Raw genomic sequence first — 17,618 nt, 5'->3', positions numbered from 1 at the left:
TCCCCGGTTTGTTATCGGCGATACTAGAGCCGATAACCGCGGCCACAACTGAGTTAAACTCCTCTGTTTTGAGACAGTGCTGCTTTTTGCAAAGTAACTATTAAAAGATTCTAAAAACAAAATTTTTTTTGGGGATCACTAAAAACTATATGGCATAACAGTTCTAGCTATGGTAGTCAGGAAAATAGCCTTGGCACGGGGTAGGACAATATTACACAGAGCAAAAAGAGAGTCATCCTTTGAGTTCCTTATAATCATCTTCCTTTTAAAGCCCACCCATGCAAGCAGCAAACTTTCTTACTTCTTCCTGTCGATACTGCCGATACTATCAAACCCAAGGTCGGCGCGGTGGCACTTGTCAACAACTAGATGTTCCCGTCGAAGCTCATTGGAAAGCCTGCGCTCTAGCGATGCCTCCTTTTAGCACTGAATGGCAACAACTCAATCGGGTGGTTAGTTTAGAACAGTCTCTAGAATTAACCTGTACGGTGTCGCCCACTCCCGTGGTGGTTTCCCCTCGTCGTCATGCTCCCCGACAACCGACGGCAGTTTAGAAGATCTGAGGCCTAAACAGGAGCAAAAAATTGGCGTTGTCCATTCAAAATCTGAATTCACCCCCCCCACATCTTTTATGGCGCTATTTTTGAGATAATAGATGAGTTGATTGCAAAGATAAAGCTAGGAAAGGCAGAATTCAGTAGAAAGTATTCAGGAGAGAGTATTCAGGAGTTGAGAGTTGGGGTTTTAGGGAGTTGGGGTTTTAGGGTTTTGGGGTTTTAGTTGAAATTCCCCTATCTCCCCACACCCCTATCTCCCCACACCCCTATCTCCCCACAGCCCACACCCTGCACCCCACACCCCACTTCCCGATAATTAATGTCGCCAGAATGCCCCTGATGACTTCTCATCGTCCCTTAAAAATTGGTATAGTTGGCACAGGGTTCGCCGCTCAACGTCGTGCTGAAAGCTTGCAAGCCGACGATCGCACCGAGCTTCTGTATTTTAGCGGTAATAGTCCCGAATCGATCGCTAATTTCTCGCAAAAATACCAAATTTCTGCCCTAGATTCGGCAGTAAGCCTGGCCAGCCATCCCGATCTCGATCTGATTGTCATTGCCAACGTTAATCAGTCCCATGCTTTGATTGCGCGTACGGCCTTAAAATCTGGTAAGCACGTTATCGTCGAGTATCCTCTGGCTTTCCACCCAGCGGCAGCAGCAGAATTAATCACCCTAGCCGAAACCGAGAACAAATTACTGCACGTCGAACATATCGAACTTTTGGGGGGACTGCATCAAACCCAACAGCAATATTTAGCCAGCCTCGGTAATATCCACCTAGCCCGTTATACCACGATCGTCCCAGGCAGACCAGCACCCCAGCGCTGGACATTTCATCGGGATTTATTCGGTTTTCCTTTGATTGCAGCCCTTTCTCGTATCCATCGCTTTACTAATTTATTTGGGGAAGTGGAGTCCGTATCCTGTCATTGTCGTTATTGGAATGGTTCGGAATCCGATTATTTTCTTGCCTGTTTGTGTGAGGCGCAGTTATTATTTAAAAATGGCTTAATTGCCGAAGTTACCTACGGTAAAGGCCAAGTTTTTTGGCAAAATGAGCGAACTTTCACTATTCATGGTGAGGGGGGCAGCTTAATTTTTGAAGGGGAAAAAGGGCAGTTAATTAATAGTCAAGGTAGCCAAGCTTTAGAAGCGGAAACCCGTCGCGGTCTTTTTGCCAAAGATACCGCCATGGTGCTAGATTATCTGTTTGATCGGGTTCCTCTCTATGTTACTCCCCAAGCCAGTCTTTATGCCCTAGAAGTGGCCTATGCTGCCTATCAATCTTCCTTGTCGGGAAAAACAGTTTTTCTCCGGGCCAATTAAACTTACTTAGACTTTTTCAATTAACTTTCTGCCTAGTAAACCCTGGGGACGAACTAACAACATAATAAAGAGAATAGCAAAAGCGATCGCCTCTCGATAACCGGAATATTCTGCGGGAACAAAAGCTTCGGCAATACCCAATAATAAACCACCGATGACCGCTCCGGGGATACTTCCCAATCCCCCTAAAACAATCACTCCTAAACCTTTTAATCCGAAAGCAATACCGAAATAGGGGCCAGCGATACTAACACTAGAGCCGACTAAAGTTCCTGCTAAACCTGCCAAGGCACCACTAATAAAAAAAGTAATCACGATAAATTTTTCGGGATTGATCCCCAACAAACTGGCCGTGGTGACATCTTCCGCTACCGCTTGTAAAGCTTTGCCCATTTTGGTAAAATTAACCCAATAAGTTAGTAAAGCCACCATAACTGCTGAAACCAGAAAAATAATAATCTGAATTGTGCGAATTGCCACGGGCCGATCATCTGTACCGAAATTAATTGCGGGGGGAAGATTGCCATAGATACCATCGGGAAAAGTATAAATTTCTGCCCCGACTAAGTATTGAATAACATTGACAATCACCACCGCTGCTCCTAGGCTAGAAACCAAAGTTAAGAGGGAATCGGAACCCCGTACCCGGAGGGGTTTAAAGGCCAATCTTTCCAGAAGAACCGAGGTGAAACCTGAAAGGATACAGCCTAGCAAGAGTGCTAAAAAAAAGGGTAAGGAAAAGGGTAATTTGGCATTAGCCAATAAACCATTAAAACCGAAAACTCCCCCCGCTAGAGCATAGGTAAAATAGGCTCCGAGGGTAAAAATTGCGCCATGGGCAAAATTGATAATCCCTAAAATGGAAAAAATCAAAGTGTAACCGAGGGCAAAAATAGCATAGACACTACCGATAGATAAACCGTTTAAAACCTGTTGAAAAATTGTTACTAGATCCATGGTCAGGGTTAGCTAGGGTAACTTTTGATTATAACTGACGGTCGCCACCACATCCGGTAAAGGACGCTGGAGTTTATATAACCAGAATAAACCGAAAAGACCGACAGCGATCGCTGCTAAACTAATTATTTGTGCCATTTTCAGAGGACCAAACATTAAACTATCGGTGCGTAGTCCCTCGATCCAGAATCTACCTAGACTGTAGGCGATAAAATAGACTAGGGTAAGGGTGCCAATTTTTAATTTGCTAGGGTGTTTTAAACCCCAGAAAAATAGATAGATAAGTAGGGCAAAAACTCCCAGATTCCAGATAGATTCGTAGAGAAAGGTAGGGTGAAAATAATCGACGGTGATATATTCTAAAGGACGACTAGCCGGAGGAATAAACAACCGCCAGGGTAAATTAGTCGGACTGCCAAAAGCTTCCGAATTAAAAAAGTTACCCCAACGTCCGATCGCTTGACCGAGAATGACGGAAGGGGCCACCAGATCGAGTAATTGCCAAAGAGAAACCCGATTAATGCGAGCAAAGATTAGGGCCGCCAGCAAACCCCCGATAATTGCCCCGTGAATAGCGATACCTCCCTTCCAAATGGCGATAATATCAGCAGGATTTTGCGCGTATTCTTGCCACTGAAACAGAACATAGTACAGACGGGCTGCAGGTATGGCCCCCACTACTAACCAAATGGCCAAATCAGCGATTAAATCGGGATTGATCGCTCTTTTTTGGGCGAGGTACTGGGAGAGGGTGACACCCAATAATACCGCCATAGCGATGAGAAATCCATACCAGCGCACCGAAATCGGTCCGATCTCCCAGAAGACGGGGCCGGGAGACTGAAAGACAAAACCTAAGAGCATAAAATTATTAAGAATAAAAAATTTTATCTTTCCTATAGTATCTTATGCTATGATGGAATAAGCTGACATATTTGCGGATGTGGCGGAATTGGTAGACGCGCTAGATTTAGGTTCTAGTATCTTTTCGATGTGTGGGTTCGAGTCCCTCCATCCGCATTAACCTTCGGGTCGATGAAGTGTAACCTGATTTGGTATTGACGACCGACGACCCAAAAGGGGAAATTAACAAGTTTCCCTTTTTGAGCCTCCAGTTCAGATTTATTTTTTCAACTGACTTCTTACCCAATTCCGAAATGCTTTTACTAACTCTAGGTAATCTGTCTGGCCAGCTTGTTGTAAAAATATAGCAATTTATAAGATGGGTAAATTAGGAAAAAATCGACTGGTTGGGGAGGTGATATAAGTGCCATTTTGTAATTGTTGGATAACCAGAGATTCCCCATTATAAACCCAAACCTCTGCCACGCCTAGATCTGCATAAACCTGAAGGCTATTTTGAGAACTGCTGGTGACATCAATTTCTATGACTAAATCCGGTGGTGGGTCTTCATTTAAGTCCAGTCGCTTTTTCCCCCGAACCGCCTCAATATTATCAATGTAAAAGCATTCATCTGGTTCTGCACCGCTTAATTGAGGGCGTTTAAAGGTGGTTGACCCCAAGGGTTCTATCCGAATCCGGAGTTCTTCAGCCATTGTCTCAACAAATCGCCCCGCCACTTTCTTGAATCTTTCGTGTCCGGTCGAAGGAGCCATGATTTCTAAATTGCCACGATTGTAGGTCAGCCGGAGACGGCGATCGCTCATTTCTTCCAGCAGCGTTTCGTAGGTTTTCCAGCTAATCCCGGACAGGTGAATTATTTCAGCCGGTGGTGCGAACAGTGTTACAGTCATAGATTCAAGCAAAAATACCCTGCTTCCATAATAATCAAAGGGTGAGCATTGCCCACCCTTGCGAATTAAGCAGTTACTACCGGGGAAGCTAACCGTTTAAAGGTCAATCTTTCATCGGCCACATCGACAAAAATCGTGTCTCCCGCTTTAAATTCGCCGCGCAGAATTGCCTTAGCGATCGGAGTTTCCACATATCTTTGTACTGCTCGTTTTAGGGGTCGCGCACCGTACACTGGATCGTAACCAATTTCTGCTAGATAATCGAGGGCAATATCGGCAAATTTCAGGGCTAATTTTTGTTCCATCAAGCGGTCGCTGAGATTACCGATCTGTAGTTTGACAATCGAGCGCAGTTGTGCTTTTTGTAAACTATGGAAAATGATCGTTTCATCGATACGATTGAGGAATTCGGGACGGAAACTATTCCGCATTGCTTCCATCACCCGGGCCTGCATTTCCTCATAACGAGACTCATCACCGGCCACGTCTAAAATGTATTGAGAACCGATATTACTGGTCATAATAATGATGGTATTTTTGAAATCAACCAGATGACCTTGAGAGTCGGTTAAGCGCCCATCGTCAAGGATTTGTAACATAACGTTAAAAACGTCGGGATGGGCTTTTTCAATCTCATCAAAGAGGATGACAGAGTAGGGACGACGCCGGATTGCCTCGGTTAATTGTCCTCCTTCATCGTAGCCGACGTATCCCGGAGGCGCACCCATGAGACGGGAAACGCTGTGTTTTTCCATGTATTCCGACATATCGATGCGAACTAGAGCCTCTTCGGTGTCAAAGAGATTGCGAGCTAAAGCTTTCGCCAATTCTGTCTTACCAACACCCGTCGGACCGAGGAAAATAAAGCTGGCCGTGGGACGGTGGGGGTCCGATAAACCGGCGCGGGAACGTTGAATCGCTTCGGCTACGGCTGTGACCGCTTCCTCTTGACCGATGACACTTTCGTGTAATTCCTCTTCCAGATTGAGGAGTTTTTCTTTTTCCGATTCGATTAATTTATTGAGAGGAATTCCCGTCCATTTCGAGATAATTTCGGCGATATCCGATTCGAGAACTTCTTCTCTTAATAAACTTTTGCCGGTGGTTTGTTTGTCGGCCAATTGAGTTTCTAGGGCGGACATTTGCCGCTGCAGATCGGTTAATTTTCCGAACTTTAATTCCGCAGCCCGATTATAATCATAATCGCGTTCGGCCTGTTGAATTTCCAGATTAACTTGTTCGATCGCTTCTTTAACCCCACGAACTTTATCGATAATCTCTTTTTCCCCTTGCCATTGGGCATTTAATCCCGATTGTTCTTCCTTGAGGTTAGCCAGTTCTTTTTCTAACTTTTCTAACCGTTCTCGCGAAGCTGGATCGTATTCCCGTTGTAGGGAAAGTTTTTCCATTTCTAACTGGAGAATTTTGCGATCAATTTCATCGAGTTCTTCTGGTTTAGAGGTGATTTCCATCTTCAATTTAGCCGCCGCTTCATCAACTAAATCAATGGCCTTATCGGGCAAAAAGCGATCACTAATATAACGATTAGAAAGCAGTGCTGCCGCCACTAAAGCATTATCGGCAATTTTCACCCCATGATGCACCTCATAACGTTCTTTGAGACCGCGAAGAATCGAAATAGTATCGACCACATTTGGTTCATCCACTAAAACCTCTTGAAAACGTCTTTCTAGCGCCGCATCTTTTTCGATATATTTGCGGTATTCATCGAGGGTAGTGGCCCCAATACAACGTAATTCACCCCGGGCTAACATTGGTTTTAATAAATTGCCCGCATCCATTGCCCCTTGAGTGGCTCCCGCACCGACAACGGTATGAATTTCATCAATAAACATGATGATATTGCCTTGAGAATCGGTGACTTCCTTGAGGACAGCTTTTAATCTTTCCTCAAATTCCCCGCGATATTTTGCTCCCGCAATTAAGCCACCCAAATCGAGAGAAATGAGAGTCCGATCTAACAGAGATTCTGGCACATCACGGTTAATAATCCGCTGGGCTAATCCTTCGACAATGGCAGTTTTTCCTACTCCCGGTTCCCCGATTAAAACCGGGTTATTTTTAGTCCGACGCGAGAGAATCTGAATGGTGCGACGGATTTCGTCATCCCGTCCAATTACGGGGTCTAATTTACCTTCCCGTGCCAATTGGGTCAGATCCCGTCCGTATTTTTCTAGGGCCTCGTATTTGCCTTCTGGATTCTGATCGGTCACTTTTTGACTACCTCTGACTTGTTGAATAATTTCTTTGAGTTTGTTTTCGGTAAGTCCGAATTCTTGAAAAATATTTTTACCGAAGCGATCATCTTTAGCGTAACCTAAAATTAAATGCTCGATCGAGATAAAGTCATCTCCAAATTCTCGGCGATAATTTTCCGCTCGATCGAGTAAACTATCTAAACTACGACCTAAATAAATCGAGTCGCCGGGGTTAGAGATTTTCGGTTGACGACGGATAAAGTCATCGGTTCGATCCCGCAAACGGGCTAGACTAATATTCGCTTTACTAAAGACACTGCCCGCTAATCCCTCCTGTTCGAGAAGGGCTTTCATTAGATGTTCGCTTTCGATTTGTTGCTGGCTGTGCTGTTTGGCAATGTCCGGCGTTTTGACGATTGCCTCCCAAGCTTTTTCTGTAAATTGTTGTGGATTGGTTGGCTGCATTTTCTATAAGAGATTACTTTTATACCCTAAAGATTATTCTAGATTGACCGGTTTGTCGGCTCCTAGGGGCTTACCGTACCTAGTTAAGGGGGATTTCCCCTCAATGGTGCGATTTAAGCCGCTAAAGTTTATAAGCTGTCAGGGATTTAAACTGCTTTTGGGAAATTTTAGTACAATTGTTCAAGCTCTCAACCAAGCTAAAATCTTAATTATTAAAGATATCCACTGATTACTGATTACTGTTCACTGTTTACAAGGGCCGAATCTAAAACCTAAGTAGGGAGGCACAATTATTTGTAGGATGGGTTAGCGGTAGCGTAACCGATGCAGGCGTTGGGTTTCATGCTTCAACCCAACCTACGTTCTGATGACTGTTTACTAATTACTTTTTACTAATTACTGTTTACTGATAACTGATAACTGATTAAAGCCCACCCTAAAATACTATCTAAGCGATTAAAGATTTAACTTTACTAATGATACCAACTGGGTCAATACCTTGGTGGGGGAATTGTTCCCATAAACCGCCACAACCTTCATGGTGAGTACCGATATAGGCGTATTTAGGAGTTAAACCGCGTTCGAGTAACCAAGAACCATAACGGCTACCTAAACCCGTACGACGGTTAAATGCTTCTACCACTAAAACAAAGGGAGAATTACCAACTTTAGCGATAATTTCTTCATCCACCACATTGAGAGTCGGTTTATTAATTAAACCCACGTTAATCCCTTCTTGTTTTAAGCGTTCCACTGCATCTAAAGCGCGGTATAAACCATCGCCAAAGCTGATGATATAACCGGCAGTGCCTTCTCGAATTACTTCATCTTTTCCGGGGACAAAGGTGTAACCATTGCCAAAGAAATTATTACCGTTAGTATCAAGAATATTGGGAGTTTTAGAACGAGTCGAGAAGATAAAACGTAAACCGGGTTGATGGAAAGTTGCCTCGACACAAGCGGTCATTTGTGCCGCATCGGCTGGGAAATAAAGACGGGTTTCGTAACCGTCATCGAGTCCATTATCGGCAAAGAAATTATTCAAACCAAAGTGACAGGTATTATCCGCCATGTCATCGATACCGGAATGGGAAAAATGACATAAAAGATTAGAATAATTCAAACGCGCCATGGTGATTTCAGAAATACACATTTCTAGAAAAGCGGCAAAGGTGGCGAAAATTCCCTGTTTACCTTTTTCCATACCAAAACCGGCGGCTGCCGAAAGATTACCCCGTTCCATAATACCGGAAGGAATAAACACTTCGGGATGTTTATCGTGGATAATTTTCAGACCGCAGGAACCTTCTAAATCGCTATCTACTACTAATACATTAGCTTTGCGTTCTTCTTCGCTCATTTTGCCTAAAAGACTGACCACCGCTTCGCCGAAAACGTTGCGGTTAGAACCCCATTTATCCCCAGAACCGAGGAATTTATAGTCATTAGAAGGCTTCTTAATACTGTTGAGATATTCCACGGCGGCACTGTGTCCTTTTGCCTCTAAATATTTCAAAGCCAAGGGGACAGAAATCACATCATGGCCGTGGTTAGAACCTTCTAAACCTTCAATCCCCGGACACATGGGACGTTTATTAATAATCGCAATCGGGCCGGGAGTATTAATTGCTTCACAGATATTGCGATACAAACTATCGATATCTTCCCCATCTCCCACTAACACTTTTAGACCATGGCCAACAAGAGTTTTAGCCACATCATAACCGGGTAAATATTTGGAAGGATTACCGGCAATCGTCACATCATTATCATCAATAATTAGCTTAACATTGATGTGTTGAGCTACGGCTAAACGGGCAGCTTCCGCGTCATTGCCTTCCTGTTGAGAACCATCGGAACCTAAACAAAAAACGGTTTTTCCGGGGTTAGCTAAAGCGACACCGTTAACGTAGGGCCACATATGTCCTAAACGGCCAGAACTAAATTTGACACCAGGGGTTAATCCTAATTCCGGGTGTCCGGGGAGTTTAGAATTGGCCTCGCGGTAGTGCATTAATTGTTCTGGGGGTAAAGAACCTTCTAACGCAGACATGAGATATTGAGTACCGACGCGGTGTCCTGCTTCATCGAAGAAGATTGGTACAAATTGACTAGGTTGACTGCGGAAAAGAGCATCGAGAATCACCACTTCCGGGACGGTATCGTAGGGGCCGCCGGTGTGTCCACCCACACCCCGGGCCGCACCCGTGGCAGTAAAAAAGATGATAGCATCGCGACAGAGTTGGATATTGGCTTTTAGAGCGCTTCTTTGGTGGTCGGTGAGGGTGGGGTTACTGGGGTCGAGACTGATGGGTTTATAGGCGCTCAAATCGATGGGAAAGGCTGTCATTGTCGATTTTCCTTAATGTAGAGAAATAACTATAGTCAGGGAAATCATAGCCTAGAATGTCACCCGATCGATTGATTGAATAATTTCTTATCATAGATGTAGTCCCTAATACAAAAGTTTTACCCTTACTGGGATAGCGTCCACGGTCCGGGACAGGGGAAATCTTAAAAAAGATACGGGAAAAAAAGCTGTTCTTGAGGGCAATAGTCCAGAATGGCAGGTAAGAGCAAGTAAAAAGGATAACCTTTGACTCGGTTTTCCTTTTCGGGAGCCGGTCGTCGGTCGTCGATACCAAATTAGCTTATACTTCATCTTTATGAGAAGGGCTGTCAGTTGATATTACTGCAATCTCTAGCCAAAAAATCGGTGTATAATTAACAAAAACTAGATTTAAGGTAAAAACTATGTGTTTAGGCATACCGGGACAAATTACGGCAATTATTGATGAAAACCATCATCTGGCTCTCGTCGATGTGGGGGGTGTAAAAAGAGAAGTAAATATCGCTTGTATTGTTGATGAAGACCATCCCGCTAATACTTGTGTAGGGGATTGGGTATTAGTTCATGTGGGTTTTGCCATGAATCGAATTGATGAAGATGAGGCGCAAGAAACCTTAAATTTATTAACACAATTAGCAGAATTAGAGTCAGAATTTAATCATAATTAATGTTCTTAAGTAGTCACCCATACATAAATTGATTTTGTTGTTGATCTTAGGAAATATATAGCGTTTTTTAGTCTCCTGATGTACAAAAGTTATGGGTTTTAGGCAAGAGGCAAGAGGCAAAAGGGAAGAAAAATAGGTGTACCTCACTAGCTTAGGAAATGCTATAAATCACGGCAATTATTACCGACGACCGACAGCTAGAAATTATAATTAAAGGAGATAAACAATGAAATACGTTGATGAATTTCGTGATCCCGTTAAAGCGGCAGGATTAATTCAGCAAATTGAACAATTATCGATAAGAATCTCTGAAAAGCGGGAAAAAGTTACTAAAATTATGGAGGTTTGTGGAGGTCATACCCACTCAATTTTTAGATACGGTATCGAGGCCATACTTCCGGAAACTATCGAATTAATTCATGGTCCTGGATGTCCCGTTTGTGTGATGCCGCGAGGTCGTTTAGATGATGCCATTTTTCTGGCACAACAACCGAACGTAATTCTGACAACTTTTGGCGATACTATGCGTGTCCCCGGTTCCCATTTGAGTCTGCTGCAAGCGCGAGCAAAAGGTGATGATATTCGCATGGTTTATTCTCCTCGCGATGCCTTAAAAATTGCCAGAGAAAACCTCGATAAAGAAGTAATATTTTTAGCATTAGGGTTTGAAACAACCGTTCCTAGCACAGCTTTAACCGTTTTAGAAGCCCAAAGAGATGGTATCACTAATTTTAGTTTATTTTCTAATCATGTGGTGATTATTCCCGCTCTGAAAGCTTTGTTAGATAACCCAGATTTACAGTTAGACGGTTTTGTTGGTCCCGGTCATGTTAGCATGGTAATTGGCACAGAACCCTATCAAGTTATTGCCCAAGAATATCATAAACCTTTGGTAGTTTCTGGGTTTGAACCCTTGGATATTCTCCAATCAATTTGGATGGTATTAAAACAATTAGATGAGCAGAGATGTGAGATCGAAAATCAGTATGATCGAGTGGTACAAAATCAAGGAAATAGAGTCGCTTTATCGGCAATCAAGCAAGTTTTTGAACTGCGGGATCAGTTTGAATGGCGAGGTTTAGGAGAAATTGCCCAAGGAGGGTTAAAACTGCGGGATGAGTACATTAATTTTGATGCGGAGAAAAAATTTACCCTACCCAATCAGCGTGTTAAAGATCACAAAGCTTGTCAGTGTGGCCAAATTCTTAAAGGTGTTTTAAAACCTTGGGAATGTAAAGTATTTGGTACTGCTTGTACTCCCGAACATCCCATCGGTACTTGTATGGTTTCTAGTGAAGGTGCTTGTGCCGCTTATTATAAGTATGGTAAGTAGTCGTGCAAAATTAATTTCCTAGTCGAGACAGGAGACAGGAGACAGGAGACGGGAGACGGGAGACAGCTATTAGGGATCGGATTTGAGTTTTCAGTTCACTGTTTCCTCACACCAGAAGTCTGACGGAGTAGTGGCTTAGATGTGTAATTAATTTTGCTTAGGTACTTAGAAATTAGTAAATTTTTTTTACTGATTAGTTTCCTTTCCCGCGAGAAAACGCTAGAATTCTCACCAGAAGAAATTAACAATCTCTCGGTGATAAAAAAAAATGAAGATCAAAAATAATCTGGGTTTATTTGGCTTAACCACCTCTCTAATGCTAATTATCGCTTCGGAAATCGTTCTTGCTTCCCAAGAACAAACCCTAGAACTGCAACCAAGTCAACCCCCCAGCGCCGATTTTTTCAAACCCGTCACCAATCTAATTAAAGATTTAAACCATCAGGGAGTAACCATCACCGATCCCAATGATCCCATGGCGGTGCGCTACCGAGTCAATTCCCCCTGTCCTGGTTGTTCAGTTTATCTAGGCACGGGAGTTGCCAATCCTCGCACCCAGACTAATAATAATGGCATGGGAATCAATTTTGGTCTTGGTTTCACCATGCCTTTCTCACCCTAAATGCCGATGACATATTTACGCCATTCGTGATTGTGATTCCCCCTAGTGTGCTTTAATAGCTCAAAGTGGAGACTACTGTAGGGACGACGCGGCTGGGCGCGCAGGGACATATTGGCCTCTTTTGGTGTACGATTGCCCTTATGCACATTACAACGCACACAAGCCGCCACTAAATTCTCCCAGGTATCACCCCCTCCGCGAGAACGGGGAATCACATGATCGATGGTTAATTGTTCACCTCGGTAGAGACAGTATTGACAGGTGTGATGATCTCGTTCAAGAATATTACGACGGGTTAAAGGAATTTCCTTGTAGGGAACACGGACGTATTGCCTAAGACGGATAACAGAGGGTAGGGGTAAGTCACGACAAACCACTTTTCCGTTATGTTCTAGGGATTCAGCTTTTCCTTTCAACAACAAAACGATCGCGCGCCGCCAACTGGTAATATTTAGCGGTTCGTAGGAGGCATTCAACACGAGAACCTTGCTCATAGGTGTCTGGAGATCGCTTGAATTTACCCCGCATGGTAACACAGATCCCTGAGATGGGAACCTATTATTCACTGTTGGGGAAGTGGGGAGCTTTTTTCATTGCGATCGCCGATCTGGTAGAGGTGCTTCCTCAAGTCACGCCTCTCACCCTATCTTCTCCTAGCAAATCTGGCAGCTTAACTGGGAAGATTTGACGGGTGGGGGAGATCAATATTTTCAAAATAAAAATGTCCAGAGGTAGAAAACTTCACTAATTTTTGATACCATCGTTCAAACAAGGCATTTTTGCCAGAAATGACTCTGGGCAAATGTCCTGAGTTATTTCGCTGAGAGGTCTATCCATGACTACTTTCCCCGATTTTCGTCAATTTGGTTATGAAGTGACAGAATGCCTGAACAACAATGCCACAGGCGGCAGGATTACCTATAAGGCTCTTGATCTTAACTCACAGCAAGCGGTGGTGATTAAGCAGTTTTGTTTTGCAAAAACTAACAACTGGGATGAGTACAAGGCGATTGAGCGAGAAATTGAGGTACTGCGGGGGTTAAAGCATCCAGGAATACCAAAATTTCTGACTAAATTTGATCCAGGGGATGGGTTATGTTTTGTACAGGAATATAAGAATGCCGCTCCTTTATCAAAACCTCGCACGTTTAGCCCAGAAGAAATTAAGGATATTGCTAATCAAATTTTAGAAATCTTGATCTATTTACAAAATCAGATTCCTATCATTATACATAAAGATTTAAAGCCTGAAAATATTTTAGTAGATGATAATATTAAGGTTTATTTAATTGATTTTGGTTTGGCACGAATTGGTAATAATACAATGGCATTTAGTACCATGATGGGCGGTACTTTGGGATTTATGCCACCAGAACAAGTTCATAATCAAAAGTTAACAGAAGCGTCTGATTTGTATGGTTTAGGGGCAACCTTAATCTGTTTAATTACCCAAACTAAGACATCCGATATTGGAAAATTAGTCAATTTTTCCACAAATCGTATTATTTTTAAAGATCGGGTTCCCAAGTTTAGTTTTAAGTTTATTCAATGGCTGGAAAAAATGGTTGAACCTGAGCCAGTGAATCGCTTTCCTGATGCAAAAACGGCTTTAGAGGCTTTACAACCGCTTTATATTGTTCGGATTCCTGATATTACTTTTGATAAGTCAGAATTGAGGTTTGTTGCTGGCAAAGTAGGGGAAAAGTTAAGCCAAACAATTACGCTAAAAAATACGGTTTCTGAGACGATTTTACAAGGGCAATGGTATGTTGCGCCTCATCCGAATGATCCCCCCCATACACCAGATGATCATGTCTGGATTCGCATTACTCCTAAACGGTTTGAAGCGCACCATGAGGAAGAGGTAACTTGCACGATTACGATTGATACAAGTAAACTCAAAGCAGATAAATTTTATCAGCGAGAAATTGTTTTAGAAAGTAATGCTAAGGAGGAGCGCATCCGTTTTAATGTTTCGATTCAAACGGCAAAAATTAAATTTGATGTTGCTTTTCCTCCCTATCTAGCGTTGTTAGGTTTAGGTGTATTTTTAGCTTTTTCATCAGTAGGAATGTTTAATGTCTATGGGTGGATTCTTACTAATTCATTTGCTTCTAACATTATATTTGCTTCTAACAACATTATATTTGCTTCTAACATTATATTGGGACTAACTGTTTTTATTGTTTTTTTAAGTTTGCCAATAGCTTTTGTGTGTACATGGTTAGAGTATTTGTTTGATTTTTTCGGCTTTTACGGACGTAGTTTTGTAAATCATGATCGTTATCGTATGGATCATCTTGATATATCATACATTGCTACATCATTAATTATGTATTTTTTCATCATGGCAACACATTTCGGGTTTATTCTCAAGACTGCTTTTCAAGGCATCTCTGCATGGTCATGGTCATGGATATTTACATGGATAGGTCTTTTTTTGTGTGTACCTATTTCTGTTGTTTTTGCCGCTATTGTAGGCCTTGGGCTTCATTACTTAGTGGTTTTCATAAGAATATTTTCTGATCCTATTAAAAAATTTTCAGAGGAATTATTGATCAGTCAAAAACAGGGAAAACAATGTACAAATAAATGGACAGTCGCTTCATATATTTTATTAACTTCTTGTTTAGGCATTTCAACAGGCTTAGGCTTTGTTAGTGGTTTTAATACTTACCTTCTTACAGCCAGTGTTTTATCTGCGGTTTCATTAACAGGATTATCAATTTATCCACCCTTAAGACTACAGTATCTTAAATCTCAATACCGTCAACAAGAATCTCGAAAACTTATTGAGCCTTAGTTTTTGCCTTTATTTACTCATTTCTTGAAGGATTTTTTATGGTAGTAAGATACACTGTCAACTCCAAATTTCACCCTGAAAATTTAAACAAAGTCCTGAATTTATTAGATAAAATAACTCGTCTTGCGGAGCATTGCAAAGATGATGGCTTTCTAAAGATTCTCACGTCCATGCGAATAACCTTTGACGCTTGGAATATTGATCAGTTAATCCGAAAAAATAAATCAGCCTTGCTAGAATATAAAGATGGTATTATTATCAAACAATGGTATGTTTATGGCATCCTCCCATTACTACAAATCTTTGTTTGGATTGCCTTATTGCCTCCACTGTTAAAATTTACAGCATATTTAATTTCCTTGATTGTCAAGGTTTTTATTGCTAAGTCTATTACCTGGGATAACTTCTTTAAATACAATAGCTTTGGTGGCTTTATCCAAAATAATCTTAATTCATTTACTTTTTGGGGATTGATAGGTGTCTTTGCTCTTTGGATCTGTTTTAAAATTAATCATAAAGACTCTATTTATCTCACAGATACATTTGCCGCAAATAAAGAAGAATTGGTGAAAGCTCGTAATGAGTTGACGGAAGGAGCAGATATTATTCGTGAAATAGAGTTAGAAATGGAAAGACAAAAACAACAAATTACAGTTCATTATTCTACCCTCGGAAGTACGATAGAAAATGCGATCAGTAACTTTCTTGTTCAAAAAATTGCGGATGGTTCCTTTCAGAATGCCGATTTGCGAGAAATTAAGAATTTAATTCGTAGTACGTTTGAAGAGTTTAATGTAGATCGTACCCAAACTCCTCGCTCAAATCGCTTTGGTCAGTCACCAACAATTGCCACAGATTATAATAATCAAGATAACAGTGACGATCCATTTTCCTAAAATAAAAATATGTCTGATCTTTCTCCCATTAAACCAATCCTATTAGCTCAACCCAGTAATAATCTAGGAACGCCTAAACGGATTCCTCAAAGTCTTCAGTCAGTCTTAGCAAATCTTAATTCTGATGACGATAATGCTGATAATCCATACGATGGCGATAAAATTAAACCGGGAAAAAACAAAATTTATTTAGGACAAGCGGCATCCTATCCCGAAACAACAACTAGATACCCTTTTTGGTTGCCTGTAGATTTACTTTCTACTCATTTGTTTATTGGTGGAGCAATTGGGTCTGGCAAAACTACCGTATTATTAAGATTAATTTCAGGGGCTTTAAAGTGGTATGGTACTGTCATTGTTTGCGAAGCTAAAGGCGGTATTAATGGCGGAAAAGAAGGCGCAGCATTTACCGATCTTGCCGATTACTTACAACAGAAATTTCCTGATATTATCTGTTATCGTTGGCCGCGTGGTAACTGCTGTTTTAACCCATTGCAGTATCTCAACAATCCCCAAGATAGACGCGAATTTTTTGCAATGATTGCTCAGGTTATCGTTGAGCATTATCAACTGGATGGTGAAACAGTTGCCGTTGTCTATAATGCGGCCACAATTGCAGAATATCTGTTAATATATCTTCAAAATTTTGAATCAGAAAAAATACCAACATTAAGAAAATTAGTTCATCTATTGTATTTTCCAGATAAAGTCAAAGAAAAACTAAAAAAAGTAAAAGAGAATGCAGCAAGGCAGGAAACCTCTTTAAAATCAAAAGATTTACAACTGTTAGAAGATATTGAACAACAACTTAACATGGCCAATTTCTTCTATCTTAATCAGCCTCAACTTACTTTAACAAGACGGGGGGTACAACTTTTTAAAGATATGTTAAACCATGAGGATTTATTAGAATATACAGAACCTCATCCAGACTTAAAAATGCTTGACTTGGATGACATTCTTTATCATCGCGCCCTCGTTATTTTAAGCCAACCACTCTCTAAATCATCATCAAATATTGTTGGTCCATTATTTTTAGACAACCTACTCACTCGTATTCTGGAACTAGGGCCAAATCCCCAACCCAAAGATGATAAACCCCGTGAAAAAATCTTAGCTATTCTTGATGAAACTCATCGGATTCCTGTCGGTACATTGGGGCTTGCTGGTGACTATCTACGAGAATTTAATGTCGGTTTAGTTGAAGTCGCTCCCACTATTCCCGACAATCAAAAACGTTGGGAACAAAATAAGCACGTTTACCAAACCCTATTATCCTTAAGTCCTGGAATCCCAACTTTAACCAACCTAATGCGTGATAGATTACCTAACTTACCCATAAGTCCCACCATTCAGCGTTACAGTCCTAATGCTAGTGGAATTACAAAAGTACGATTAGAAAAGAGAGAAGATTATGAATTATCTTTAGGAGAAGATAATCCAGGTGTAGCGAATCGATCCTTACAAATGAGTGGTCGCTTTACGGGACTTTTACAATCGCCTCAACTTCAGGAAGAACGCAAACTTTTTTGGATAGATTTTGAGGATGAACTACTCGCTAATATTAAAACTCTGCTTAAAGATGCCCTAGCCCCTGATGCCACATCCCAGACTAGAAATTTAGTAGATTATGTGCTAGGATTAGACGAGTATAAGCCATGATT

Annotated in this window: 14 protein-coding genes, 1 tRNA gene and 1 pseudogene; 10 read left to right on the top strand and 6 right to left on the bottom strand. The window is 41.6% G+C overall.

All coding sequences use genetic code 11. From position 1 onward, the window contains the following. The first annotated feature begins 278 nt into the window (after window positions 1-278). Window positions 279-554 (top strand): hypothetical protein, encoded by a 276-nt coding sequence (locus tag B5D77_RS12070; RefSeq protein ID WP_002797302.1) that lies wholly within the window; start codon window positions 279-281, stop codon window positions 552-554. A gap of 333 nt (window positions 555-887) precedes the next feature. Next, a complete protein-coding gene (locus tag B5D77_RS12065; RefSeq protein WP_008207160.1) occupies window positions 888-1,886 on the top strand; it encodes a Gfo/Idh/MocA family protein in 999 nt (332 codons plus the stop codon). A 6-nt stretch (window positions 1,887-1,892) separates the two neighbouring features. Here B5D77_RS12065 and B5D77_RS12060 read toward each other — a convergent pair whose 3' ends face one another. Together B5D77_RS12060 and lgt are read right to left on the bottom strand one after the other, a co-directional pair. After that, window positions 1,893-2,843, bottom strand: coding sequence for a branched-chain amino acid ABC transporter permease (locus tag B5D77_RS12060; RefSeq protein ID WP_008207158.1), 951 nt, complete (start codon window positions 2,841-2,843; stop codon window positions 1,893-1,895). Window positions 2,844-2,855: 12 nt separating this feature from the next. After that, window positions 2,856-3,707, bottom strand: a complete 852-nt coding sequence (gene lgt, locus B5D77_RS12055; RefSeq protein ID WP_008207155.1) for a prolipoprotein diacylglyceryl transferase — start codon at window positions 3,705-3,707, stop codon at window positions 2,856-2,858. Between the two features lie 73 nt (window positions 3,708-3,780). Here lgt and B5D77_RS12050 point away from each other — a divergent pair. Further along, window positions 3,781-3,863, top strand: a tRNA-Leu gene (locus B5D77_RS12050). Window positions 3,864-3,965: 102 nt separating this feature from the next. Here the strand turns inward: B5D77_RS12050 and B5D77_RS12045 are convergent. From B5D77_RS12045 to B5D77_RS12035, 3 genes and pseudogenes are all read right to left on the bottom strand, one after another. Further along, a pseudogene (locus B5D77_RS12045) lies at window positions 3,966-4,598 on the bottom strand (Uma2 family endonuclease). A 65-nt stretch (window positions 4,599-4,663) separates the two neighbouring features. After that, on the bottom strand, window positions 4,664-7,282 hold the full coding sequence (clpB, locus tag B5D77_RS12040) for an ATP-dependent chaperone ClpB (protein ID WP_008207150.1): 2,619 nt from the start codon (window positions 7,280-7,282) through the stop codon (window positions 4,664-4,666). 448 nt (window positions 7,283-7,730) lie between these two features. Continuing rightward, window positions 7,731-9,632, bottom strand: a complete 1,902-nt coding sequence (locus B5D77_RS12035; RefSeq protein WP_106908894.1) for a transketolase C-terminal domain-containing protein — start codon at window positions 9,630-9,632, stop codon at window positions 7,731-7,733. 404 nt (window positions 9,633-10,036) lie between these two features. On the opposite strand from B5D77_RS12035, the gene B5D77_RS12030 reads away from it, so the two are divergent. From B5D77_RS12030 to B5D77_RS12020, 3 genes are all read left to right on the top strand, one after another. Next, window positions 10,037-10,300, top strand: a complete 264-nt coding sequence (locus tag B5D77_RS12030; RefSeq protein WP_106908893.1) for a HypC/HybG/HupF family hydrogenase formation chaperone — start codon at window positions 10,037-10,039, stop codon at window positions 10,298-10,300. A 226-nt stretch (window positions 10,301-10,526) separates the two neighbouring features. Beyond that, a complete protein-coding gene (gene hypD / locus B5D77_RS12025; protein WP_106908892.1) occupies window positions 10,527-11,633 on the top strand; it encodes a hydrogenase formation protein HypD in 1,107 nt (368 codons plus the stop codon). A gap of 268 nt (window positions 11,634-11,901) precedes the next feature. Continuing rightward, window positions 11,902-12,255 carry a hypothetical protein gene (locus tag B5D77_RS12020; RefSeq protein ID WP_008207134.1) on the top strand — a complete coding sequence of 118 codons (354 nt, stop codon included), beginning with the start codon at window positions 11,902-11,904 and terminating at the stop codon, window positions 12,253-12,255. Here the strand turns inward: B5D77_RS12020 and B5D77_RS12015 are convergent. Further along, window positions 12,252-12,749: an HNH endonuclease gene (locus B5D77_RS12015; RefSeq protein ID WP_002785544.1), complete on the bottom strand. Its 498-nt coding sequence runs from the start codon at window positions 12,747-12,749 to the stop codon at window positions 12,252-12,254. The genes B5D77_RS12020 and B5D77_RS12015 overlap by 4 nt on opposite strands. Window positions 12,750-12,781: 32 nt before the next feature. Here B5D77_RS12015 and B5D77_RS12010 point away from each other — a divergent pair, with 32 nt between their 5' ends. From B5D77_RS12010 to B5D77_RS11990, 4 genes are all read left to right on the top strand, one after another. Next, on the top strand, window positions 12,782-12,943 hold the full coding sequence (locus tag B5D77_RS12010) for a hypothetical protein (RefSeq protein WP_159036962.1): 162 nt from the start codon (window positions 12,782-12,784) through the stop codon (window positions 12,941-12,943). Window positions 12,944-13,090: 147 nt separating this feature from the next. Next, complete coding sequence (locus tag B5D77_RS27205) at window positions 13,091-15,058, top strand: serine/threonine-protein kinase (protein WP_253882680.1); 1,968 nt, start codon at window positions 13,091-13,093, stop codon at window positions 15,056-15,058. A gap of 38 nt (window positions 15,059-15,096) precedes the next feature. Next, on the top strand, window positions 15,097-15,954 hold the full coding sequence (locus B5D77_RS11995; RefSeq protein WP_106908890.1) for a hypothetical protein: 858 nt from the start codon (window positions 15,097-15,099) through the stop codon (window positions 15,952-15,954). Between the two features lie 9 nt (window positions 15,955-15,963). Further along, the gene (locus tag B5D77_RS11990; protein ID WP_106908889.1) at window positions 15,964-17,616 is read left to right on the top strand and encodes a hypothetical protein; all 1,653 of its coding nucleotides are present in this window, start codon (window positions 15,964-15,966) and stop codon (window positions 17,614-17,616) included. Window positions 17,617-17,618: the final 2 nt, after the last annotated feature.

The sequence above is a fragment of the Microcystis sp. MC19 genome (assembly GCF_003019735.1).
GTDB lineage: Bacteria > Cyanobacteriota > Cyanobacteriia > Cyanobacteriales > Microcystaceae > Microcystis.
This window is presented reverse-complemented; position numbering and strand designations above follow the sequence as displayed.